This is a genomic window from Catenibacillus scindens, from assembly GCF_014202115.1.
Taxonomy (GTDB): Bacteria; Bacillota; Clostridia; order Lachnospirales; family Lachnospiraceae; genus Catenibacillus; species Catenibacillus scindens.
In genome coordinates this window covers 1-22748 of the sequence record NZ_JACHFW010000002.1, presented here as the reverse complement: position 1 = coordinate 22748, position 22748 = coordinate 1, and the positions used below count along the sequence as shown (strand labels likewise).

Genomic DNA, 22748 nt, shown 5'->3' with positions numbered 1-22748 from the left:
AGGAGAAACAAATGACAAAAAACGTGGAAAACGTTAAAATAAAATACTGTCCAGGGCTTGTTCAGATCACCTGTGATACCGCCCTGAAAGAATACTTAGATAAAAAAGGGAACGGCGCCCTGAAACTTGGCAGCCACATTCTACGGGTTTATGAAGAACATTACAAAAAGGCATTAAATATTTCTCTTGATTCCCTGGCCATTGAGATCCTTGCCCATACATATATAGACTCTTTTTCCCGGTCCATATCTACGGCAGATGGCATTCTCCCCGATGTTCTTGAGGAACCTTTGGACAAACTTATGGAAAGCATAAAAAATCATACGGAAATTATTGACTGCGGTGAAAGCCAAATAGACAACAACCGGTGGATATGGGATATGCTCACCCCCTACAAAGGGCTAATTTATGGAATCCTTGGCGACCGGGCCTGACACAGATATTACACAAAAGGGGTTTTTAATTATGGAATATAAGATCATACGGCTCATTGACCAGCCGGATTTAAAAGAAAAGGCAGCTTTATGGTTTCATGAAAAATGGGAGATTCCTCTGGATGCCTACGCCCAGAGTATGGACGAATGCCTGGCCTGCAAAGGGCCTGTTCCCCAGTGGTATGTGGCCCTGGAAAATGAGCGGATTATTGCCGGCATGGGCGTCATAGAAAATGATTTTCACAACCGGAAAGATCTGGCGCCAAATGTGTGCGCCGTCTATACTGAAGAAGACCGGCGATGCCGCGGAATCGCTGGATCCCTCCTAAACTACGTGTGCCAGGATATGAAATCCAGAGGCATCGACACCTTATACCTGATCACCGACCATACATCTTTTTATGAGCGTTATGGCTGGAAATTTCTCTGCATGGTCCAGGGTGACGGCGAAGAAGCTTTGTCAAGGATGTATATTCACGAAAGCTAAAAAAGGCACATCTGTTCATATTCTGTTTTCTTTTTAAGAGGCGCTGGTTTTTTTGCCAGAATAAATTCTGTGGCCCCGTCATCCAGCACCCACGCTTTTGCCTCATCCTCATTTAAAAGCAGAGGCATCCGGTCATGGACCGGGGACACAGAGTCATTGGCACAAGTCGTCAGGATGACGAAACGGTCTTCACCGTCAAACCCGGCGAAACATCCCGCCATATAAAGAGGCGATCCATCAGCCTGTTCAAACATAAATTTTTCTTTAACCCTGTTCCACTCGTAAAAGCCCCCGGCCAAAATGACACATCGCCGACGCAATATACTCTCCCTGAAACTTTTCTTTTCAAGGGCCCCCTCCGTCCGGGCATTGATAATCAGGCCCTTGTGATCAAACCGGGGAAATCCCCAGAGCATAAGCTGGGGGATCATCTTCCCTTCTTTGGCCCTGAGGACAACAGTTTTTTGAGAGGGACACACATCTTCCCTTCCCCCTAAATTTATCCCAGGCGCGGCAACGCCTGTCATTTTTTCTATTATTTTGGTGGTTTCATCATCAGTATAATATCTGCCGCACATCATCTATCACATCCAGTACATTATTAAATATTTTCATCCCCAAGCCCCGCAAGACTTTTACACAAAAGATTCAGTTTTTTGGAGGGAATATAAATGACGCCACAGCGCCGCCGGCAGAAATGGCCACAAGGACAAAGAAAGCCATCATAAAACTTCCTGTATTTTGCGTCCCTGCCGCTTCCTGAGATTCCTTCAAAACGGCCGCTCCCTGAGAAACATTGGTCACAGCGGCAGCCACCACCGCAGAGCCGAAGGAACCGCCAATCTGCTGAAACGCCCGGATAATAACTGTAGCACGGGATACATCTTCGTCCGGCAGTCCGCGTCAGCAAAGCTCCGATCCCCCGCTTGCATCATAGACCTGTTATCTACAAGTTTGAAGAAGTAAAAAGTTGATAACTTTAAACCCTGAGGTATTATCTATCTTATTTATGAGCGCCTCCACAAGGAACTTTCTTTATAAAACATACATTTTCCTCATTTTCATTAAATCCGTTCTTCCTGTAAAAATTATAGGCCGGCACATGGCGCTCTGTGAGAAGGACAATATAGGAAATTTTACGGTCTGCCACCTGCCTTTCAATCTCTCCCATAAAACGGGAACCCACCCCCGCCTGCTGCATACCTGGATGGATGCCAAATTCGTCAATCCAGTATTCTGTGCCTTCATACCAGTTAATGATCCGTCCCAGAGATATCCCCGCAAGTTTTCCGTCAATAAACGCTCCAAAGGCCAGAGAATTTGCATTTCCGGTGAGCTGTGTAATATAGGCATGGAGCTGCCTGTCGCTCCATCGGTCATTCCACGGTTCTCCTGAAAAAATATCCAGCATCAATTTTTTTATAGCTTCGATATCTGTTAAATCTAATGTATGTACTTCCATTACTGACTCAATGCCTTTTATAAGGCAGTTCCTTTCTTTGGTATTGAAAAAGATGAAAGATCCACGTTTTCAATGGTCAAAAGCCGGATCTTTTTATCAATTCCCCCGGCATATCCAGTAAGACTTCCATTGCTCCCCACGACACGGTGACATGGGATAATAATGGAAATTTCATTATGTCCCACCGCCTGCCCCACCGCCTGGGAAGACATATGATCCAGTCCGTTTTTCATGGCGATCTGCCTTGCGATAGCTCCATAAGTTGTTGTCTGTCCATAGGGAATCTGGCGCAGGATTTCCCAAACCTGATTTTGAAATGGGGTTCCCTGACAATGGAGAGATACTGAAATATCCGGCTCTTTTCCAGAAAAATAAATATCCAGCCACGCTTTCGCGTCCTTCAATACAGATGTTTCCCGCTCTTCATGCTCCGGCGCCAGTCCCCTGGCAAAATATTTCTGTCCAGCAAACCATAGCCCTTTAAGGCCAAGTTCATCCGCGGCCAGCAAAATATCCCCCAAAGGAGACTCGTAATGAGTAATGTATTGCATAATGTACCTCCCATTTTAAATTCATCTATATTTACTCTTTTCTCAATACTTCTTTGGGCGGTTCGATTTCATAGGCGATCGTATGCTCGGTAAGCTCAGAGAGGAGCTTAATCTTTGCGTTAATAATCGGGCGCATACAATTGGGAACATGTTCCTGATGGGCACGGTGGATCGCCACGCATTCCTTACAGTTGCCATGATAGCGGCAAGCTTTTTTGCAGGAACAGTGATCTTTGTTTTTGTATTCCTCACGGAAAGCGGCAGCAAATTCTTCCTGTAGACGAAGACCTTCCTGCCGGTTTCCTTTATGAAATTGTTCCATAGCGTCTAATTCTTTTTGATTTTTCTCAATCATCATCGGTAAGTTCCCCCGATCCAATATTTTCAAAATTAGCCATCTTTACATATTTTACATAGATTTAACCTAAGCAAGATGGCAATTTTTTTAAAATTTTTGTAAAATATTTGTAAGCGTTCATCCAGCAGAGATGGACAGTCTGAACAGTTACAAATAACTTCGTTTTATAAGGTCGAAAGGAGTAGATAGACATATGTACAAGACTGTAGTCATCAAGTATACGCCAAAAGTTAAAGAGATGGCGGCTAAGATCGAATCTACTGCCAATGAAATGGAACAGAAAGGTTTTGAACTTATTTCCTGTGCCATTATGCCATCTGCCAAAGGAATCCTTGTTTTTAAAAAGGTGGACGAGGTTTCCGCTCCCGCATAACTTTTCGAACGCAAAATAGTCTCCCTGATTATAATCTATATTTCTCAGGGAGACTATTTCTACCCCACTTCTATATAGCAATTAATATCTATTTTCTTTTTCCTATCTACTGTTTTACATTTTAAAAGCTTTACTGGTTATTTTCATTCCATCCTTTACATACGTTGATCCATGCTGTATATAGGGAGTATTTTTCCAGTTCCTCGATGGTCAATTCAATGGCACTGTTGCTGCTTCCGCAGGCAGGAAAAACTGTCCGGAACCTTTTCAGTGATTCATCAAGGTAAACCTTAACATTATCCTTCACCGCAAAAGGACATACACCCCCAATACCATGGCCGATAGAGTCTTCCACAGCATCCGGCGGAATCATTTTCGCTTTTGTCCCAAATGCAGCCTTATATTTGCTGTTATCTATTTTTGCATCGCCTGCGGCAACGATTAAAACAGGCTGATCATTAACCATAAACGACAGGGTTTTCGCGATACGACAGGGCTCACAGTGGAGTGCCTGGGCTGCGAGTTCGACGGTGGCGCTGGATACCTCAAATTCCCGGACACGGTCTTCCATACTATATTTTTCAAAATACGCTTTTACTTTTTCAATAGACATTGGAAATTCTCCTTTTGCAAATTAAAATCCGCTGAGATCATCTCCCAACATTTTTTACCATATCACAATAAGAAAGAAAAGTCAAAATTTCATACGATCTGATGTTTTAAAAATATTCTGGAAGAAACCACCCCTCCAATTCCCACAAACACAGCCGCCACAGGAACTGCCCACACCCCATAGAGGATACCGCTGCCTATCTGTTCCACAGACAGCAGGGAAATGGCCTGGACATGATAGAAAGGCAAAAGGCCCACGTACCGAAACAGCGGATTGGTCTCTGTAAGAGGCAGCAAAGCGGGAAAAAGAAATAACGCCATAGACGCCACAAAAGCCACGATCTGTTTTTTGCTTGCCGCAGATATCAGAAGGGTCATCCCTGTAACGCTCAGGGTACAGGTAAATGCCAGGAGAACCTGATACCTGATCAGTGTACCGCATGTAATATTAAAAGGAATAAAACCTTCCACATAGTCGCTGGACGCAAAGAGAATACTGCAGTCCCACCCTGATTTTCCGTAGAGAACAACGGCTAAAATCAAATTAAAAGCTGCCGTCAGGGCGGTAACGAGAAGGGCCGCGATTACAGACGCGGCCACTTTCGCTGCTGTACCTTTGGTTTTTCCATATTTACTTGTCAGTATCAGATTGTCAACACCCTCGTACTCACCAGAGAAAACCGGGGCTGTCATTACAATAACTGCCAGAGCAAGTACCATAAAGACCCTCACAAGATTTTTGCTTGTGGAAAGCCAGCCATCCACATAGCCGATCCTGATTTCTTCATCGCCAAAAACATCTGAAACACTCAGGCCGTTCCAATGGCCGTCCATATCTGCAAAACGGGCAAAAACTGCGGACTGCATGGCATTCTGGTAAATATATGCCGCGTTAAGGCCATGAAGGTCATATGTAAGGGCAAAATCTTCCATCATTTGCTGTACTTTTTCATCAGTCAGTATACCTTCGTACCTGGCTCCGAGAGCCTTGTCAATCTCTACCGCCGCTTTCCCGCTGCCATCGGCGCTTTTACCGTCAAAGGCATATTTATTGTTATAGGTTGACAGGGCCGTCAGGGCAGAATACACAAGCAGCCCAATCAAAACGATCAAAGATAATCGTTTTGAGAAAATTTTCTTCAGTTCAAATTCAATCAATTTTTTCATTGCCTTTCATCCCCTTTAAAATAAAACAAATATAGATCTTCTAAAGTCGGCTGTACTTTCACAGCATTTTTCAAGGGCGGGCCATCGGCGATGATCCGCAAAACAGCCTGATGATCACTGATATTCCTCAGATTACTTGTATTATAGGCCGCAGCATACTGCTCCGCGCAGGATGCCGGAACCATGCATTCCCACACCTTGCCGTTAATTTCGGCGGTAATCTTCTGGGGATTTCCCAGATGAACAATCCGGCCAGATTTCATCATAATAATTTCTTCTGCAATAAACTCCACATCTGAGACAATGTGTGTGGACAATATCACAATCCGTTCTTTGGAAAAGGCGCTGATTAGGTTACGGAACCGTACCCTCTCTTTCGGGTCAAGACCTGCCGTCGGCTCGTCCAGAATTAAAATTCTAGGATCATTGAGCATGGCCTGAGCAATCCCAAGGCGCTGTTTCATACCGCCTGAAAATGTTTTGATTTTTTGTTTTTTCTCTGACAATAGTCCCACTGCTTCCAACAGTTCTTCCGCTCTGTTCTTCGCCTTTCTCTCATCGAGTCCTTTCAGTGCTGCAATATAGCAAAGGAAATTAAAGGCGGTAAAGTCAGGGTAATAGCAAAAATTCTGAGGCAAATATCCGAGAAGATTTCTGTATCTTTCCCCAAGGCCCTCGATATTCCTGCCGTTTAAGAGAATGGTTCCGGAAGTGGGATTTTGGATGTTGCACAGCAGCCGCATTAGGGTCGTTTTTCCCGCCCCATTAGCTCCAAGCAATCCGTAAACGCCGTTGGACAATGTAATATTCACCTCCTTCACCGCTGTTTTATGGCCAAACTTTTTAGTCAGCTCCAATGTCTTTAATTCCATCATTTAAAAACTCCTTTCCACGCAGTGCTATCCCCGTGGGAAGCGTTTTTTGCCACAGAAAACCCAATTTTCTGTAACAAAAAATACTCTCTATGGGTTACCATAGAGAGTATAAAACACAAATATCTACTTTTTATCTACAAATTCGGAACTTTAAAACAGGCAGACACCTTTGCTCCACCTCCGGCATTATTTTCAAGGGTTATCCAGCCGCCATGATGCTCACAGAGAACTTTGCAAATATAAAGTCCCAGGCCAAAATGTAAAGAAGGGTTATCTTCTTCTGTAAAATAAGGATTTGTACCGTTATACAGGCTGTTTTTATTAAAACCTTTCCCGTCATCGGACACAGAAAGAAACAGACCTCCGCTTTGTAGCTCAAAAGACAGAACAACCTTGGACTTGGCATACCGGGCGGCATTGGCGATCAGGTTATTGCATACCTGTGAAACAAAGCCGCTGTCCAAGGATAACCTAAGGACTGAAATATCATTTTGCACACACAAAATTTTACCCTTCTGTTCACACACGATCTTCCCACTTTCACAGAGGGAATCAAAGAAAGGCTGCAGCAGCACTTCTATACAGTCCGGCTGCATATCTTCCATGCGCCTGAGATGGCTCATACTCGCCACATAATTCTCCATACGGACAATATGCTTTTCCATGGTGGCCGCAATTTCTCTTGTATGAATCTGATCACTTGTCCGTAGCAGCTCATTATACCCTTTTAACACTGTCAGAGGCGTTCGCAGATCATGAGCGAAAGCAGCATTAAGGGTTTTGCGTTCCTCCACCTGCCGCCACATTCTGGAAAAATTGTCAGATAAAGCCTCACGCATCATCTCAAAAGAAGCGCAGAGCCGCCCTAATTCATCTTTAGATGAATAATCTACCTTGAAAGCCAGATCGCTATGGGATATTTTTTCCGAAGCTGTCCGAAGTTTTTCAATAGGTACTTTCAATTTGCCGCGGTAAAACAGCAGTGCCGCAAGAAAAATACACAGGGCACAGTAGACGGGCGTGGCAATTATAGGGATATTTTCCAACAGCGAGGTAAACCGCTCATCCATTTCACTCATGGCTTTCGGTTCAGTGGAAATATAGGCCCCCTCGCCCAGCCGTTCCCCCTGGGCATTGGTCAGATAATACCGCTCCCCTGCGGGCGGGTAAGAGTCTTTGATTCTCTCAACAGCGTAATGGCACAGCCCGGAGGTTACTGCGCTCAGTATCATGGCCAGAGCGGCAAACACAAAAATATAAAGGGCAATACTTTTCTTTAAAGACAAATCACGCCACATAATTTTTATTTTACCCACTTGTAGCCACACCCCCAAACAGTTTCCACATAAGTTCTCTGTGTAAAGGCGGCGATCTTTGCCCGGATTCTCCGGATATGTTCAGCGACAACACCGCTGTCCCCGTCGCTGTCCCAGCCCCAGACACGCTCATAGATCCGCTCTTTGTCAAAAACCTGTCCCGGATTTTGGGAGAGCAGCTCAACAATGTCAAATTCCTTTTTCGCAAGACATACGGGCTGATCGCCAAAAAAGAGACATCTCTGGGCGTAGTCAATGGTCAGGTCTCCTAAAAAACGGACTTTCGCCCCGGCATTGTGGCGGACCTCCCTGCGCAGATGGGCCAAAACTCTCGCCTCAAGCTCCCTCAGCGAAAAAGGCTTGACAATATAATCATCCCCGCCTGCGGCAAAACCTTTGACCTTATCGTTTTCTTCGATCCGCGCAGTCAGAAACAGGATCGGACAGGATATATGATTACGGATACGGCGGCAAATTTCCAATCCATCCAAATCAGGCATCTGGATATCCAGCAAAATAATATCCGGTTTTCTTTCTATCTGTTTCAGCGTCTCCTCACCGTTGGCGGCAGGCAGAACACAAAAACCTTTGCTTTCAAAAAAAGCGCAAAGCATAGATACTATATCTTTTTCATCATCAGCAATGAGTATTTTAGCACACATTTTGTACACCTCCCAAGAAGGAAGTATACCATATGTTTTTCAACAATTTATCTACTTTTTTAAATTTTTGCGATCGTGTGACCGCTTCTTTTTGACACCACGTCAATATCTATAATAGATATAGAACAGCTTTAACATTGTTTTAATCCTAATATTTATAAACATATTGACAAATAGGTAACTTGTTACTATACTGATAATAGATAGACCGATTTCAGTCCCACCGTTAGAATAACAGAAAAGATGAACGAATATGATAAAAGATTTGATCACACGGTTTTCAACTACTACTGAAAATCAGGAAAAAGGCATTTTCAGCACACTTTTTATCGCCGGAAATAAATTGCAGACTCTTTTTGACAGCCGCATTCCAAAACTTTCATTAAAACAGTTTATGCTATTGTCTATTCTCCGCCAGGCCAAAGCGCCCATGACATTAACCCAGTTAGGGAATGTCCTGGGATGCTCCCGGCAAAATGTGAAAAAAATAGCCACTGTACTTGAAAAAAAGCAGTTTGTCACCTTTGAAAAAAGTCCCGACGATGCCAGAGCTATAAGAATCTGCCCGACCCTACAGGCAGACGCTTACTTTAAAGATGAATTTGTCCCCTACATGAAGGAATTAAAAATTTTGTTTGAGGTTTACAGCGAAGAGGAAATCCACACCCTTTATCATCTTATGATGAAAATGTATCACGGCATTGAACGACTTGAAAACAAGACAAAATCTTCAGTTTTTCCAAAAAAGGAGGAAACATACTATGAAAACAGCCGTCATCTATAACTCTCAGACCGGATTTACAAAGCGGTACGCCCAGTGGATCGCCGACGCGGTTTTAGCAGACTGTGTGGAGTTGTCCGCTGCCAAAAACAAAGACTTTAGCCAATATGACGCTATCGTTTTCGGCGGTTGGGCCTGCGGCGGCACGATCAGCAAACTTGCCTGGTTTAAGAGTCACATAGATCAATGGAAAGGAAAAAAACTCATTGCTTTCTGCGTCGGCGCAAGCCCTATAGAAAGTCCCCAGGTTCAGCCGGCTCTGGATCAGAATTTCACGGATGAGGAGAAGAAAAACGTCAAAGTATTTTATTGTCCCGGCGGTTTCGATTATGAGAAAATGCCTCTTCCCTCCAAACTCATGATGAAAGTTTTTACCAAAGTTTTAAAATCAAAGAAAAACAAAAGTGACTATGAGCAGGAGATGTTAAAGATGATCTCCTCATCCTACGATATTTCCGACAAAAAATATATTGAACCCATTATAGATGCGCTGAAGGAGTAATTTCCTCCTGTCTTTGGCAGGAGGAAACTTTCTCATTTTGAAACAGCAGTCTCTTAATAAGTGTTGTCCCGTTCTCCGGAACGCTGAAAAATGCCCTTATGGGCAATTTATTTGAGCATGTAATCTTACAGATACCTCGTCTATCCAATCCATTTGTCCCTCCATAGCTTCCAATTTTTAGTTCCGTCATTTCTATTCTACCACAATTCTGTGAGGCAGGAAACACATCAGCCTATCCAATAAATAGATCGTCTGCGTCTATGTAGCTGCAAACGCTGCAGTCAGCAGCATGATCAGCGGAACGAGATATTTGCGGGGATGATGCCACAAATCGCTTTCTGTTTTCCAGCCACGAATCGGATATTTCCATTCCAGAATAACCGACAAAATGGCGCTCTGCATAGCGAATATGAGAAGCGTCCCTACATGGACAAAATCCATGCCGCCGCCGACAATCTGCCAGCTTAAAAGATAGATGCCGGAGACAATGCTGTTGACTGTAAAGATAAACAGGCAGAACTTCCGCCAAAATCGCCCCGCTTGTCCGGGAAGCATACGGATCGCCTGCTCCAAATCCGGGTCGCAGGACAGCAGGGTACAGATTGGGGTGTTTATAGAAAGGATCGCAAGGCCGAAAGGAAACATATTAAATCCCCCAAATTCGCCAAACAGCAGAGGCAGGAAGCAGGCAATCCCACACAGGCCTGCGGTGTTGATCAGATAAGTCTTGTTGGCCATCAAACAGCGCGTCAAGTAGGTGAACACGTCACCGGTGCGGCCTGTATGCCGGATAGCTTTCTTTGCAGTGCCGGCACTGTAAAAATCATAGGCATCTGCAAAAGCCAGATACAGCACTGCGGCTATCACGCTGATCACCGCCGCAATAAGAACCGCCACCCTCTGGCGTACCAGCAAAATAATAGCCAAAATACCAGCATTCCAAAGAATCGGCAGCACGTCATGACCTTTCCTGTGCATCCCATACCCCGCTGCGGTCACCACACAGGCCATGCAGCCGCAGGCTATTGCAACCGCAATTTCCCATGGGCTCCATGAAGCAGCAGCGATAAACAGCCCCCAGATCAGCAGCGTTTTTGTCATCAGGGTATGCGCACCTATCACCAGCACATAGGAAAAGACAAAGCTGCGGTTATCAAAGGGTAGCATAAACATCCCCTGCAGCGTTTCCATGTGCCGCCGGCCGGCAAGCACCTGCCACATAATACCGGCGGTAAAAAAGACTGAAGTCAGATAGAAAATAAAGGGCGCGACCGCAAGCCGAAATCCTGTACCATAGACTGCCATAAACAGGATAACCGCAGCCGCCAGGCTTTTTCCGCCACTCTCATACTTTGCGCCAAAAAACTGTTTCAATAATGCTTTAATAGTATTCTTCATCGCAGGCCACCTCCTGGTGCTTGTCATGGCCCAGCACCTCCCAGATGTTCCTGGCTGTAATGTCCGTGCCAGCAAATATCCGGCTGATCCTTCCATGTTCTAAAACTAATACGCGGTCAGAAGTCAGACAAATACTTTCTAAGATGTGAGACGAAAACAGAAGCGTCCCATACTGTTTATAACCGCCCATAAGCTGGTATAAAAACTCTGTGCTTTGAAAGTCCAGCCCATTGACAGGTTCATCCAGGAGAAGCAGCCTGGGCCGCAGGGCAAACGCTGTAATCAGATAAGCTTTTTTCAAATTTCCGGTGGACAGTTCCTTTAAGAGAACATCGGTATAATCCCCGAAGTGGAAGCCTTTTACCAGCCCGGACACATCGGGCAGTTCCACGCCGTAAGACGCAGCCACATAGGCCAGATATTCCCGGAATGTAAAATATTGGAAAGACCGGTCTTGAGCAAAAACAATGTATCGGCTCCCCTTGAACCTGTTGTCACGGAAGGAGAATGGCTGACCGCCCCATGTGGCGCTCTCAAGGCGATAACCCGGCAGTAAACCGGCAACAGTTTTAATAAATGTTGTTTTTCCGGCGCCGTTCATCCCGATCATCCCGACAATCTCATTTGTTTCCAAATCCAGTGAAAAATCAGAAAGTACGGGATGATCGGCAGTGTACCAGGCGCTTAAATTTTGGAGAGAAAGAAGTGTCGTACCGCTCATATGCCTTACCTCCAATGATCTTTTTCTTTCTTCCAGATGGAATAGGCAGAATATAAGAATACGCCGCCAAGGAAAATATACAGCAGAGCAAAGGGAATATTCATCGTGACAAAGCAAAAAATCATACAACAGATAAACACGATACCTAGGGTCAAACGAATATAAAAGTGACGCATACAAACAACCTCCTATATTTTCTGTATGTCATTGGCTTTACTGTTTACAATGCAAGCATACACCAAAATCACCCTGCCCGCAGAAATGTCCGCCAATGGCAGGTTTTTGGCCGCGAAAAAAAGCAGGCAGTCTTCCGGCCGCCCGCCATTTGTCGAGGTAAGTCTTATTCTGTTTTGACCGGCTGGAAAGACAAGGCAACAACGGATCGGAATACATGATCTTTGTAATCAGTGCTAATAGTTCCATCGTAACGATCCGCCGCTGTCTGGACACTTTTTAGTCCCCACCCATGAAAGGCTTTGTCCTTTTTTGAAGTCATCAGCCTTCCATTTTTCTGTACAGGCATGTTACCATATCCGTTTTCTACTTTGATAATGAGCATGGCGTTAATCCGCCGGATCGTCAGATTGAGAAAACGAAATTCCTCCGGGGCTGTTTTTGCCGCCTCCAAACCGTTGTCCAGCAGGTTGCCTAAAATAGTTGTTAAGTCAACGCTGCGTATATTGGTATTATGGGGATATTCGATATTAACATTTGTTTTAATCTCCGCTTGCCCGGCCAATGCCATTTTACTGCCGATCAGATAGTCAATGGCTTTGTCGCCTGTCCAGATGTTTTGTGAAATTTCCTGGACAGGGGTCCGCAAATCCTGGCAATACCGTACTGCCTCCCCGGTATCGCCTTGCATAAGGCACTGGTAAATGGCCTCAATATGATTGTGCAGATCATGATACAGCTTGGCATTGTCCGCATATGTACGGCGCAACGCCTGATAATCGCGTTCTACAATTTCTGCCTGCTCCTGTTTCAATTTTGCAATTTCCGCCTCCATTTCACGCTGCTGGTTGACACGATAGAACAAGATTGCAAACAGCAATATGATAGATAGAATAATCCATGTACCTACCTGATCTTCGTTCAACGGCAGAATGGTCTGCTCCGACAATGTTACAGCGCCAAACATTCCCAGAATGACGAGAACAGACAAAGCACGAAGTGTCCTTTTTTGTTTGTCTTGCTTTACCAGTATTATGACGCCAATGAGCATCAAAAGACGTACCAGCCAAATGCCTGCAAGGTATTCGATAGCATTTGGATTGATAAAATTTTCCCGACGGAACATAATGCCCAAACCTGCCTGCAGCAGAAAATCCCATAACCCCACACCGACTTCATAAAAGAATATCAGGAACAGACAAATGTTTAGTTTGTCCCGCAGACAGTACCATACAATTCCGGTTATCACCAGCAATTCAACGGCCAAAACAGAAAACATCGGCAATCCTGCCATTTGCAGAGCTGTCACTAGGGCACCGCCAGCCGCAGACAAAAGCAGTATCTTTCTTTCCGGAAAAAAGTCCATCACCTTTGCGGCAAGAAAAAGTCCTATAAACAGGCGCATTTCATTGGTAAGAAAGCAGGAAATCATCGGAATATATCCCATCATATATGCGCCCCCCAAAACTGATTGATTTTCTGCTTTACTTCCTGTAAATGGGAACGGCTGATGGGAAGCTGCTCGCCATTTTTTAGTACCGCCATCCCATCACTGATTTTCATAATCTGGATGATATTGACAATATAGCCCCGGTCAATAAAAATAAACTCCGGTGTATTTAGCTCGTCAAATACCTGCTGCAAACTCTTTCGCACTTTTGAAGTTCCAATACCGGATACAATGCTGGCATTTTTTCCATCCCGCTGTATATAAAAAATATCTTTGTAAGGAATTTTCTCCATACGGTTTGCTGTCCGGATCGTGTACTCCTGTCCTGCTTCCAACTCAATAAGTTTGGCGGCATCAATCACTGCGGCGACCAGCTTTGTCTCCAAATTATTCTTCGGCACATATCGAAAGATGGATAATTCAAAGGCATCAATGGCATATTCCCTATGGGAAGTCACAAAAATAATCCTGACATTTGGCAGAAATCCTTTGATCTGCTGTGGGATTTCCATGCCGCTGATTTCCGGCATTTCTATGTCCAGCAAAATCAGATCATAAAAAAAACCATCGTCGGTTATATCATAAAGAAGGTTTTGGCTCCGGGTATAGGTCATTATCTCACAGCCGATTCCCTCTGCCTGTAAACATGCTCTGACGATCTGCTCATGTAAATCGACAGCCTTTTCTTCATCATCACATATGGCTATTTTTATCACAACGGCCACCCCGGTTCTTTCTCATATCATCCACTCTCCTTCCTCGTATATCCGCTTCCGCAATCATCGCAGGCGGGCTATCATCAACAAAATTGTCATGTATTCTATTATACAATAACCTTTTGTCTTTTGGAATAGCGTTGGTCAAACTGCTGCCCCTTTTAGAGTGGGAACCTCCTGCAAAATAGCCTGACTGCCTCCGGCCATTGTCCCGCCTGCGCCGCCTTTTGGCGTACATATAGAAAAAACAACATCCTCGTGGTATAATTAAAAGTAATAAACTAAGGAGGCGCACCCGCTTTTCTGTATCAAAATATAAAACAAAATCCGCATGAAATCATTTTAATTGGAATAGGCAATATGACAAATATCGCCACACTATTCACGACTTACCCGGATGCTGCCGGACTGCTGAAAGGCTTATATGTTATGAACGGCTATTTTGATGAAGCACCGTTGCCGGAGCCTTATTATAACTGGAACTCTTGGGCAGACCCGTTGGCTTCCAAAATTGTTTTCAGCTCTAATGTATCTGTACACCGTGCTATTCCGTTGGAAGTTACGGATACGCTTACGATTGAAGCAAAGCAGGCGAGAGTTTTACTAAATTCAGGCAGTGATTTGATGAAATCCGTCTTTTCTTTCGGTGGTGCGTGGCTGGAAAAATCCGAAAAGCTGACCTTGCATGATCCGTTAGCGGCAGTTTCTGTTTTTTACCCTGATATTTGTTCTTTCGAGCGTGGAAATGTGCAGGTGGAAACGAACTTTGAAAGCAATATGGGCGGTACATCGTTTGCCCCTTCGCAAAAAGGTAATGTCGAGATTGCACGAACAGTTGACCGTGAACAGTTTTACCGTATCCTGAGTACCACCTTGTGCGGCGAAAACAAAAAAGTAAAACAGAGACACATTCCGCAGCTTGTTGTCAGTAGGGCAAAATCTGTGGGAACTGTCGGTGAAGCATGGCTTGCTAATCTTGACAATATGGTTTCCGAATTAGAAAAAGAATGGCATATTTCCGGTGAGGACGCTCTTTCCGGCGGTACGCACGCCCTTGTAGCAAATGCAGACGGTGAGAATGGCGAAAAGTATGTATTGAAAATTGATATGCCTGAAGATTTGGGCGGAGAATTTTCAAAAGAAATTTCCGTACTGAAAACAGCGAATGGCAAGAGCTATACAAAGCTGTATGCCTATGACATAGAAAGAAAAGCCTGCCTGTTAGAGCGTTTGGGGAAACCGATTGATAAGCTGGATTATACGGTTCAAGAAAAGCTTCAAATCATTTGCATGGCATTGCAGAAGGTGTGGGAATTGCCTGTGGAAAATGCAGAACTTACCACAGGAGATACCTCATGGTTCAACGAATTTTTGGAAAGTGGTTATGAAAAATTAAACCATCCTTGTCCTCGTAAAGTCATAGAACAGGCTCTTGTTTATCTGAAATCGAGAACAGAAAATGAGAATCCTGACGAATTTGTTATGCTTCATGGAGATGCTCACGGTGAAAATACGCTTAAATCATTGACGGGAGAGGGATTTAAGTTTATTGACCCCGACGGTATCTTTTATGAGAAAGCCTACGATTTAGGCGTTCTAATGAGGGAATGGCGTGAAGAATACGAGCCGGAACCAATGAAAGCAGGAAAGGAGCGATGTTCGTATCTTCATCACTTGACAAGTGTTCCTGAGCAAGAAATCTGGGAATGGGGATATATCCAAATGGTTTCTACAGCATTTGTAATGCTTCAAATCGGACAAGAGGAAACCGGACATAAAATGCTTCATATTGCAGAGTGTCGGAATAACAAATCAAACCCAGTCTAAACAAAATCAGTAAATTATGTATGCCGCCGCATGGGTAATACCATAGCGGCGGTTTTTCGTGCCTATCGGCTGTCATATACTGGATGGTCTGGCCCGGCATTTCATTTTTAACCGCAAACAGTTTTTTGATTGCTGTCCTTCTCCATCAGCGCGCCCTTCTTTCACTGCGGAAAGTATTGTTTCTTCAGGATCGTGGCTGTGCAGAAGAATCGTCAATACGCTCCAGCACCTGCAGCTCACCATTTTTCATCCGGAAAACTACATCGGCCTGCTTCGCCAGCTCACCTGAGTGGGTAACGACCACGACACACTTGTTCATTTTGTGGGCGCTCTCTTTGAGGATTTCTGTGATGTCCTGAGCGGTGTCTTCATCCAAATTTCCCGTCGGCTCGTCTGCCAGAAGCACCTTGGCCTCACTTGCCAAAGCACGGGCAATCGCCACACGCTGCTGCTGTCCACCGGAAAGCTGCAAGACGTTCCGCTTCCAATCCTCCCGAAAAATACTGACTTCCCGCAATAATTCTCCGGCGTTCTTCCTGCCCCCCAGCTTTACGTTTTCTTCGGTGGTAAGATAGTCAATCAGATTATAGTTCTGGAATACCAGAGAAACATTGTGCCTGCGGTGATAGTTCAATCCCTTTTTACGGATGTCCTCGCCTCCATAAAGGATGTTTCCCGATACCGGATGATCTAATCCCGCCAAAAGGGAAAGAAAGGTGGTTTTTCCCGAACCGCTGGAACCGACAATCGCATAGAACGTGGCTTCCTCAAAAGTGGCCGATACATTTTTCAGGACAATTTTGTCCCGCTTCGATTTATAGGAATATAAAACATTTTTTGCCTCTAAAATCATTTCCAGTCCTCCTAACTCATTTCACTTAGAATATCTTTCGGGTTCTTGCGGAAAATCAGGACGCTTGCCGCACAAGTAGATAATCCAATCAAGACGCCTACGCTAAGACTGTCTATTAACAGCATATATGATGTTATTTCCGTCTCTACATTAGTGACGGTAAGGTCCGGCGCCTGATAATCGGTGGCAACTTTGCCCGCGTCCATTTCGTCCTGCAATTCGGCCTGTCCCGCCTGCTGTCCTACCAGATAATCCGCACCGGCATTGGAAACTGCCGGAGCAATCAGGAAAGAAAGCGCAAGCGCCAGAACGCCGATCAGAACAGCTTCGGACAAAATCTGCAGGAGAATCTCTCCTTTTGCAATACCAAGGGACAGCAGTATGCCGATCTCATTTGTCCTGTTTTTGATCCAGAAAATGAAAATCAGAAAAAGGATCACAAAGCTGGCTCCGGTCACAACCAGAAGCAGTGTGTTGCTGATTTTTTCCAAATCATTGAAATTGGAAGCCATTGTGTCCAGATTTCCGTTATTGTCGATCAAATCATACCATTGCCAGTTAACATCCACTTTCTTGATGGCCTCTTTTACGGCATCGTAATCATCCACATTCGCCACTTTAAAATAAGCCGTTTCATACAACGGATCATCTTGCTCCACCTTCTCAGGAAAATGTAAATCTGTGAAAATAATATTTTCGGAACGGTAAGTATCGCCGGACATATAAGGTTCCATCTGCTCCTTGACCAGATAAATCCCTACAATTGTTGCCTCCTGCACAGGTTCTTCCGCTTCTACTGAGTGAAATTGCAGATAATCGCCGACCTCTAGCTGGTTTTTTTCTGCCAGTTCTTCGGAAATGACACAAACATTTGTATCATCCTTTGTTATCATCCGCCCCTCCAGAATGGCGACATTGCCACTAAGTACATTGGCGTCCATTGACATATCCCGATTACCAATCAGGGCCACCCCCTGAAAGTCATAAGTCTGATCTGCGTCGGCATCTTCGATCCGTTCAAAGTTTGCCTGCTTTACTGCGGTTGGAACCGTCGTTATATTATAGTCAGCGATTCCCCCCACTGATGCGATCTTTTCAATATCATCCAATTTTAATGACTCAAAGGAATTATCCGTTGTTGTACGCCAGTTTTCAGAACCATTAACCGTTATTTTTTCCTGATGCACTCCACCGTAACTTCCCTGGCCGTCCGGATTAAGTTCTAAAATCTTTTCACAGGCTTCTTCTAATCGTTGGCTTCGGTTTTCCGGATTATATTCCAGCAAAAATCCCGCACCGATAGCCTGCCGTGTGCTGTCTTTCGTAGCAATATTTGCAGAACGGCTTGCCATGGAAGATGATCTTGACTTATGCCAGGCCATTCAACAGGAATTGATGAAAAATGGTTATTTGGCAGACTGCTGCAATGATGGAGAAACAGCTATGCTGTACGCCCTGAATACAGATTATGGCTATGACCTTGCCATCGTAGACCGTATGCTGCCTGTCATTGATGGTCTGACGATCATCAAGGCGATGCGCCGGAAAAACATTCAAATCCCTGTTATTATCATTACAGGAATGTCTGCTTTGGATGACCGGGTGGACGGGCTGGATGGAGGGGCTGACGATTATCTGGTAAAGCCCTTTCATATCCGGGAACTAATGGCAAGGGTCAGGGCATTGACGCGACGGCCGCGGCAAATTCGGGAAACGGGGATGCTATCTTACTCGGATCTTCATTTTGATTATCCCAATCGGAAAATCACCTGTAATAACCGGGACCTTGTATTGACCGCCAGAGAAGCAGAGCTTTTAAGCGTATTGATGAAGCAGCCCAAAACAGCATTTTCCAGGGAACAGCTTGTTTTAAAAGTTTGGGGCAGCAATGCGGATATAGAGCCGGGAAACGTGGACAACTATATTTCCTTTCTTCGGAAACGGTTAAGGGAGCTTCACAGTAACTGCGAAATCAAAACCATCTACGGTTCGGGATATCGTTTGGAGGATCCCCATGCTTAAGCGTTTACAAACCCGGCTTCGGGTTTTTCTGATAATCTTTTTTATGGCTGTTATCACGCTGATCCTGTGCTTTTCCTTCCGGAATACGTGGCAGGCCCGGCAAACTGCCGATATTACTTATATCCAGCGGATGGCTTCCCTGATTATCTATCAGTTAGAAGCAGACCCGGAAAGCCCGGATGAACTGCTTTCCAATTATGAGAGAGAAATGAATGTTTACAGTATTTTGGAGGACAACACAGGACATGTTCTGTTTCAAAGCGACCCGGACACACTCACAGATCTTGATACATTAGGGAAAATTGCAAAGGACAACATTGAAATCCAATCCCCGACAGCTCAAACAAACAGTTCCCCCGTCACCGATCAGGGGGGATATGGAGAAATTGCAGGAAATAATCATGACCGATATTACGTCATTCCTGCAAGTATCAGCACAAAATCAGGAAATTGGTATTCTTTGGTACTGTTTTATGAGCAGCCATCCATGGGCGCATTATTGCTCCGGCAGGCTCCATCCTACATCGTTGTTTGGCTTCTGGCTTTCATATGCATCTTTTTTGTCAGCCGCTTTCTATTATGCCGTGCCTTTAAGCCTACAGAGCGGGTACTGCAAAGTCAAAAAGACTTTGTTGCTGCCGCTTCCCATGAATTAAAATCTCCTTTGGCGGTGATCATGGCAAATGTGGAGAACATCCAGAATCAGGAATTAACGGAGCCGCAGGTCCAAAACCATCTGAATGTGATTGACGCAGAATGCATAAGAATGTCGAGATTGGTCAGGGACATGGTGCTTTTGGCATCTTCAGACACGGATCAATGGACAGTCCAGATACAGGAAGTGAATATAGATACTTTACTGATCACTTTGTATGAGGCTTACGAGCCAGTATGCAGGGAAAAAAACATCCATTTACATCTTAATTTAGGCGAGGAAAGCTATCCGCAGCTTCATACCGATCAGGAACGCCTCTTTCAGATATTGAGCATTTTTTTAGACAATGCTGTTTCCTATTCGCAAAAAAACTGCAGCATTGAAATACAGACCAGACGGACAGCAAGGGAGCTTGCTTTTCTTGTCATAGATCACGGACATGGGATTGCCGAACAAGACAAACCATTTATCTTTGACCGGTTCTATTGTGCCGATAAGTCCCGAACAGATAAATCCCACTTCGGTTTGGGACTTAGTATTGCAAAAGAATTGGCAAGGATACTGGCAGGAAAAATTGGATTTGAAGATACCTGTGGCGGCGGGGCAACATTCTTTCTGACTCTGCCTATAAAATAAAAAGCGCTGGTACAGAGAACTTCCGTTCCCTGTACCGGCATTTTCTAAAAGGTACATCACATAAATGTGGAATTTAGGCAAAGTTGGAACATGCTTTTCAGTCCCCCTTTACATTTGCGGCTGTCCAGACATGGGGTTCTCTCGAAGACGCGGCTGTGTTTTGAGCCATCACACCGACAAGACGATGAGGGACATAGGGTTCCTCCAAATAATGAATTTCATCTTCGCTTAATTTTAAATCTGCTGCCTTAACCGCTCCTTCAATATGGGTCAATTTTGTCGCTCCCACTACAGGCGCAGTCACTTTTGTAAGCAGCCATGCAAGAGAAACCTCGGTCATGCTCACATTGTGACACTTCGCCAGTTTGGCAACCCGCTGAATAATTACGTTGTCCTGCTCAGCCGTCCCATCATATTTCAAACGTGCATAATCGTCCTCCCTAAATCTTTTAGACATTTCTCCCGGATGTTTAGAAAGCCTTCCGCTTGCCAGAGAACTGTAAGGAGTCATTGCAATGTTGTCCTCTGCGCACAGCTTTACCATCTCCCGCTCTTCTTCCCTGAAAATCAGATTATAATGACTCTGGACGGACACAAATTTAGCAAACCCTTCTTTTTCTGCCAGTGCATTAGCTTTTGCCAGTTGATAGGCATAACAGTTGGAGATGCCAATGTAACGAATCTTACCCGCTTTGACCATCCGGTTTAAACCATCAAGAATATCATAAATCGGTGTTTGATAATCCCACATATGGTAAATATACAGATCTACATAATCCATTCCCAGATTTTCCAGACTTTTATTCAGCATCCGTTCAATATGCTGCTGTCCGGTAACACCTGCTTCAACTTCCTCGTTTGTGCGGGGCAGAAATTTTGTAGCAACAACAACCTTATCCCGGCTGGTAAAATCGTTTAGAGCCCGACCAAGATACTGTTCACTTGTACCGTTCTGATAGCCGATGGCTGTATCAAAAAAGTTAACCCCCAGTTCCAGCCCGCGGCGGATAATCTCACGTGAATGGTTCTCATCAATCGTCCAAGAATGCTGCCCATGGGCCGCGTCTCCAAATCCCATGCATCCCATACAAATTCTTGAGACATTTAACTCTGATGTTCCTAATTTTTCGTACTGCATATTAATTTCCCTCCTACATTTATTATCATTTCTCCTGGCTTCGTTTTCTGATACTATTATAAAAAAACTTTCTGCTCAAGTCTAATACCTGTCATTTATTGTTTTTCATGCTCTGTATGCATAATTTTAGTTTTTCTTCATCTATGCTACCAGAGAAATGAATGCTTACATAAATATATGCATCTTCCAAAGTGATTTCACACAGGGTACATGGAATCTTAGGCTGTGTTTCACAGAAAAGCTTCATTACGAATACGCTGCATCAAAAAACGCCTGGAGCAGAAAAATCTTTCCAGACGTTTTTTGTTTTCTTTATGACAAGGCAAAGTAAGGGATTATGCCCTATTGGGTATCACTCATATTCCTCTCCCAGAAACTGACGGCATGGTCAAGCCAGCCTTCGGCCACGGTTCCTTCGCCCAGTCCGAATCCGTGCCTTAATCCGTCAAAGACTTCGATCTGGGCGTCCGTTCCATTGTTCTGTATCCTGCGGATATAGTCCTCCATGGAGCGATAAGAAGCGATCCCGTCACTGGTTCCCACACAGGCATAGGTGGGCGGCTCTGCGCCTGTCACATCAGACAGGCCGGTGTACTGCATGATCACCGTTCCCGCCGCAGCCTGATCCCGCAGATAATTTGCGATTTCCACTGTACGGTTTGGATTCACATTGTTGTACCATACCAGGATATCTCCCACGTCCTGCAGTTCAAGATCAGCACTGATGGTTCTGTCAACGGGAAAGATCAGCCTTCCATAATCTTCAAACACCGGGTCATTAATCACATCCGCCACTTTTGTCGTCATGGTATATTCTGCGCTGCTGTCCGAATTTTTCCAGATCCAGCACAGACCATTATAAAAATATTCCTCTGCGTACTCTCCGCTATGGACGCCGCCCTCCTGCTCAAGAAAATACAGGTTGCCTTCCCTTTCATTATCGGCAAAACAAAACGTCCCATCTTCCACATCCGCCATGGCCTGAATCTGGACTTTAAATGAAGAATAGGCAAAATCATCTGTGCCGGACGCCGCAAAGATAAAGAAATCATCCCAGTCATGTCCCGACTCTCTCACTAAGGACGCCATGTATGCGCCGTCAGATGTCAGGCTTCCGCTGGATGGCATAAAATAGCGGAAATAATCCAGACAATACTGAAAAGTCCGCCATGTGGCCACAGAGCCCATGGAAAAGCCGCAGAATGCCCGGTGATCCCTTGATTCCCGCAGCCCTTCCGGCGTCGTATCTTCCGCGTAGGTGCTGAAAGTACCTTCCACCGCTGGAATCGGATCATTTACCAGTTCATTGTGATAATTCTCCGTCAGCCTCAGAGCCAGACTGTAATCGGAGCTGTCTTCCTCACTTGTATTGTTATAGGTCGGGCAGACCACGATCATTTCCCGGATTTTTCCATCGGCAATTCCATAATCTCTTCATCCTGGGCGAATAAACCTCCGCCGCCGTGCTGATTTGTCATTCCCTGGCTTTCAAAGTAGTCCGCGTCTTTGATATCCAGAACAAGAATCTGGCTGATCTCTTCATCAGTTAAACCTTCATTCCGGTACATTTCCCTCAAT

At 44.8% G+C, this 22748-nt stretch carries 27 protein-coding genes and 1 pseudogene; 8 read left to right on the top strand and 20 right to left on the bottom strand.

Annotated elements, in window-relative coordinates; translation table 11 throughout:
• Window positions 1-11: 11 nt before the first annotated feature.
• Window positions 12-434 (top strand): hypothetical protein, encoded by a 423-nt coding sequence (locus HNP82_RS02920; RefSeq protein WP_183771338.1) that lies wholly within the window; start codon window positions 12-14, stop codon window positions 432-434.
• Between the two features lie 31 nt (window positions 435-465).
• Window positions 466-921 carry a GNAT family N-acetyltransferase gene (locus HNP82_RS02915; protein WP_183771336.1) on the top strand — a complete coding sequence of 152 codons (456 nt, stop codon included), beginning with the start codon at window positions 466-468 and terminating at the stop codon, window positions 919-921.
• Here the strand turns inward: HNP82_RS02915 and HNP82_RS02910 are convergent.
• The 5 genes from HNP82_RS02910 to HNP82_RS02890 form a co-directional block, all read right to left on the bottom strand.
• Window positions 918-1502 (bottom strand): SOS response-associated peptidase, encoded by a 585-nt coding sequence (locus HNP82_RS02910; RefSeq protein WP_243164622.1) that lies wholly within the window; start codon window positions 1500-1502, stop codon window positions 918-920. The genes HNP82_RS02915 and HNP82_RS02910 overlap by 4 nt on opposite strands.
• Window positions 1503-1569: 67 nt before the next feature.
• Window positions 1570-1725, bottom strand: coding sequence for a hypothetical protein (locus HNP82_RS02905; RefSeq protein ID WP_183771334.1), 156 nt, complete (start codon window positions 1723-1725; stop codon window positions 1570-1572).
• Window positions 1726-1924: 199 nt separating this feature from the next.
• On the bottom strand, window positions 1925-2383 hold the full coding sequence (locus HNP82_RS02900; protein ID WP_183771332.1) for a GNAT family N-acetyltransferase: 459 nt from the start codon (window positions 2381-2383) through the stop codon (window positions 1925-1927).
• A gap of 17 nt (window positions 2384-2400) precedes the next feature.
• Entirely contained in the window at window positions 2401-2934 is a 534-nt protein-coding gene (locus tag HNP82_RS02895; protein ID WP_183771330.1) for a methylated-DNA--[protein]-cysteine S-methyltransferase, read from the bottom strand.
• Between the two features lie 31 nt (window positions 2935-2965).
• Window positions 2966-3292, bottom strand: a complete 327-nt coding sequence (locus HNP82_RS02890; RefSeq protein WP_183771328.1) for an LPS biosynthesis protein — start codon at window positions 3290-3292, stop codon at window positions 2966-2968.
• A gap of 193 nt (window positions 3293-3485) precedes the next feature.
• Between HNP82_RS02890 and HNP82_RS02885 the strand changes: the two genes are divergently transcribed.
• Window positions 3486-3665: a hypothetical protein gene (locus HNP82_RS02885; protein ID WP_183771326.1), complete on the top strand. Its 180-nt coding sequence runs from the start codon at window positions 3486-3488 to the stop codon at window positions 3663-3665.
• Between the two features lie 130 nt (window positions 3666-3795).
• On the opposite strand, the gene HNP82_RS02880 is transcribed toward HNP82_RS02885, so the two are convergent.
• The 5 genes from HNP82_RS02880 to HNP82_RS02860 form a co-directional block, all read right to left on the bottom strand.
• Window positions 3796-4278: a YbaK/EbsC family protein gene (locus HNP82_RS02880; protein WP_183771324.1), complete on the bottom strand. Its 483-nt coding sequence runs from the start codon at window positions 4276-4278 to the stop codon at window positions 3796-3798.
• A gap of 89 nt (window positions 4279-4367) precedes the next feature.
• The gene (locus tag HNP82_RS02875; RefSeq protein ID WP_183771322.1) at window positions 4368-5444 is read right to left on the bottom strand and encodes an ABC transporter permease; all 1077 of its coding nucleotides are present in this window, start codon (window positions 5442-5444) and stop codon (window positions 4368-4370) included.
• Window positions 5441-6316 (bottom strand): ABC transporter ATP-binding protein, encoded by an 876-nt coding sequence (locus HNP82_RS02870; RefSeq protein ID WP_183772075.1) that lies wholly within the window; start codon window positions 6314-6316, stop codon window positions 5441-5443. Before HNP82_RS02870 ends, HNP82_RS02875 begins: the two co-directional genes overlap by 4 nt.
• Window positions 6317-6453: 137 nt before the next feature.
• Window positions 6454-7635 carry a sensor histidine kinase gene (locus HNP82_RS02865; protein ID WP_330599392.1) on the bottom strand — a complete coding sequence of 394 codons (1182 nt, stop codon included), beginning with the start codon at window positions 7633-7635 and terminating at the stop codon, window positions 6454-6456.
• Window positions 7623-8297 carry a response regulator transcription factor gene (locus HNP82_RS02860; RefSeq protein WP_183771320.1) on the bottom strand — a complete coding sequence of 225 codons (675 nt, stop codon included), beginning with the start codon at window positions 8295-8297 and terminating at the stop codon, window positions 7623-7625. The genes HNP82_RS02865 and HNP82_RS02860 overlap by 13 nt, the downstream gene beginning before the upstream one ends.
• A 253-nt stretch (window positions 8298-8550) precedes the next feature.
• Here HNP82_RS02860 and HNP82_RS02855 point away from each other — a divergent pair, with 253 nt between their 5' ends.
• Together HNP82_RS02855 and HNP82_RS02850 are read left to right on the top strand one after the other, a co-directional pair.
• Window positions 8551-9081, top strand: a complete 531-nt coding sequence (locus tag HNP82_RS02855) for a MarR family winged helix-turn-helix transcriptional regulator (RefSeq protein WP_183771318.1) — start codon at window positions 8551-8553, stop codon at window positions 9079-9081.
• Window positions 9059-9580 carry a flavodoxin domain-containing protein gene (locus HNP82_RS02850; RefSeq protein ID WP_183771315.1) on the top strand — a complete coding sequence of 174 codons (522 nt, stop codon included), beginning with the start codon at window positions 9059-9061 and terminating at the stop codon, window positions 9578-9580. The genes HNP82_RS02855 and HNP82_RS02850 overlap by 23 nt, the downstream gene beginning before the upstream one ends.
• Before the next feature lie 258 nt (window positions 9581-9838).
• Here HNP82_RS02850 and HNP82_RS02845 read toward each other — a convergent pair whose 3' ends face one another.
• The 5 genes from HNP82_RS02845 to HNP82_RS02825 all read right to left on the bottom strand — a co-directional run bounded on the left by HNP82_RS02845 (window position 9839) and on the right by HNP82_RS02825 (window position 14039).
• Entirely contained in the window at window positions 9839-10978 is a 1140-nt protein-coding gene (locus HNP82_RS02845; protein WP_183771313.1) for a hypothetical protein, read from the bottom strand.
• A complete protein-coding gene (locus HNP82_RS02840; protein ID WP_183771310.1) occupies window positions 10962-11699 on the bottom strand; it encodes an ATP-binding cassette domain-containing protein in 738 nt (245 codons plus the stop codon). The genes HNP82_RS02845 and HNP82_RS02840 overlap by 17 nt, the downstream gene beginning before the upstream one ends.
• Before the next feature lie 5 nt (window positions 11700-11704).
• On the bottom strand, window positions 11705-11875 hold the full coding sequence (locus HNP82_RS02835) for a hypothetical protein (RefSeq protein ID WP_183771308.1): 171 nt from the start codon (window positions 11873-11875) through the stop codon (window positions 11705-11707).
• A gap of 164 nt (window positions 11876-12039) precedes the next feature.
• Window positions 12040-13323 carry a GHKL domain-containing protein gene (locus HNP82_RS02830; protein ID WP_183771306.1) on the bottom strand — a complete coding sequence of 428 codons (1284 nt, stop codon included), beginning with the start codon at window positions 13321-13323 and terminating at the stop codon, window positions 12040-12042.
• Window positions 13320-14039 (bottom strand): LytR/AlgR family response regulator transcription factor, encoded by a 720-nt coding sequence (locus HNP82_RS02825; protein WP_183771304.1) that lies wholly within the window; start codon window positions 14037-14039, stop codon window positions 13320-13322. Before HNP82_RS02825 ends, HNP82_RS02830 begins: the two co-directional genes overlap by 4 nt.
• Before the next feature lie 303 nt (window positions 14040-14342).
• On the opposite strand from HNP82_RS02825, the gene HNP82_RS02820 reads away from it, so the two are divergent.
• On the top strand, window positions 14343-15866 hold the full coding sequence (locus tag HNP82_RS02820; protein ID WP_279288879.1) for a nucleoside hydrolase: 1524 nt from the start codon (window positions 14343-14345) through the stop codon (window positions 15864-15866).
• Between the two features lie 184 nt (window positions 15867-16050).
• On the opposite strand, the gene HNP82_RS02815 is transcribed toward HNP82_RS02820, so the two are convergent.
• Window positions 16051-16719 carry an ABC transporter ATP-binding protein gene (locus HNP82_RS02815; RefSeq protein WP_183771300.1) on the bottom strand — a complete coding sequence of 223 codons (669 nt, stop codon included), beginning with the start codon at window positions 16717-16719 and terminating at the stop codon, window positions 16051-16053.
• A gap of 11 nt (window positions 16720-16730) precedes the next feature.
• Window positions 16731-18071 carry an ABC transporter permease gene (locus HNP82_RS02810; RefSeq protein ID WP_183771298.1) on the bottom strand — a complete coding sequence of 447 codons (1341 nt, stop codon included), beginning with the start codon at window positions 18069-18071 and terminating at the stop codon, window positions 16731-16733.
• On the opposite strand from HNP82_RS02810, the gene HNP82_RS02805 reads away from it, so the two are divergent.
• Window positions 18070-18741: a response regulator transcription factor gene (locus HNP82_RS02805; RefSeq protein ID WP_183771296.1), complete on the top strand. Its 672-nt coding sequence runs from the start codon at window positions 18070-18072 to the stop codon at window positions 18739-18741. The two genes, HNP82_RS02810 and HNP82_RS02805, sit on opposite strands and share 2 nt — an antisense overlap.
• Complete coding sequence (locus HNP82_RS02800) at window positions 18734-20032, top strand: sensor histidine kinase (protein WP_183771294.1); 1299 nt, start codon at window positions 18734-18736, stop codon at window positions 20030-20032. Before HNP82_RS02805 ends, HNP82_RS02800 begins: the two co-directional genes overlap by 8 nt.
• Window positions 20033-20129: 97 nt before the next feature.
• Here HNP82_RS02800 and HNP82_RS02795 read toward each other — a convergent pair whose 3' ends face one another.
• The 3 genes and pseudogenes from HNP82_RS02795 to HNP82_RS02785 form a co-directional block, all read right to left on the bottom strand.
• Window positions 20130-21170 (bottom strand): aldo/keto reductase, encoded by a 1041-nt coding sequence (locus HNP82_RS02795; protein WP_183771291.1) that lies wholly within the window; start codon window positions 21168-21170, stop codon window positions 20130-20132.
• A gap of 342 nt (window positions 21171-21512) precedes the next feature.
• Window positions 21513-22568 carry a hypothetical protein gene (locus tag HNP82_RS17905; RefSeq protein WP_243164621.1) on the bottom strand — a complete coding sequence of 352 codons (1056 nt, stop codon included), beginning with the start codon at window positions 22566-22568 and terminating at the stop codon, window positions 21513-21515.
• Window positions 22565-22748, bottom strand: a pseudogene (locus tag HNP82_RS02785) (hypothetical protein); the annotation flags it as partial. The pseudogene HNP82_RS02785 and the gene HNP82_RS17905, both read right to left, overlap by 4 nt.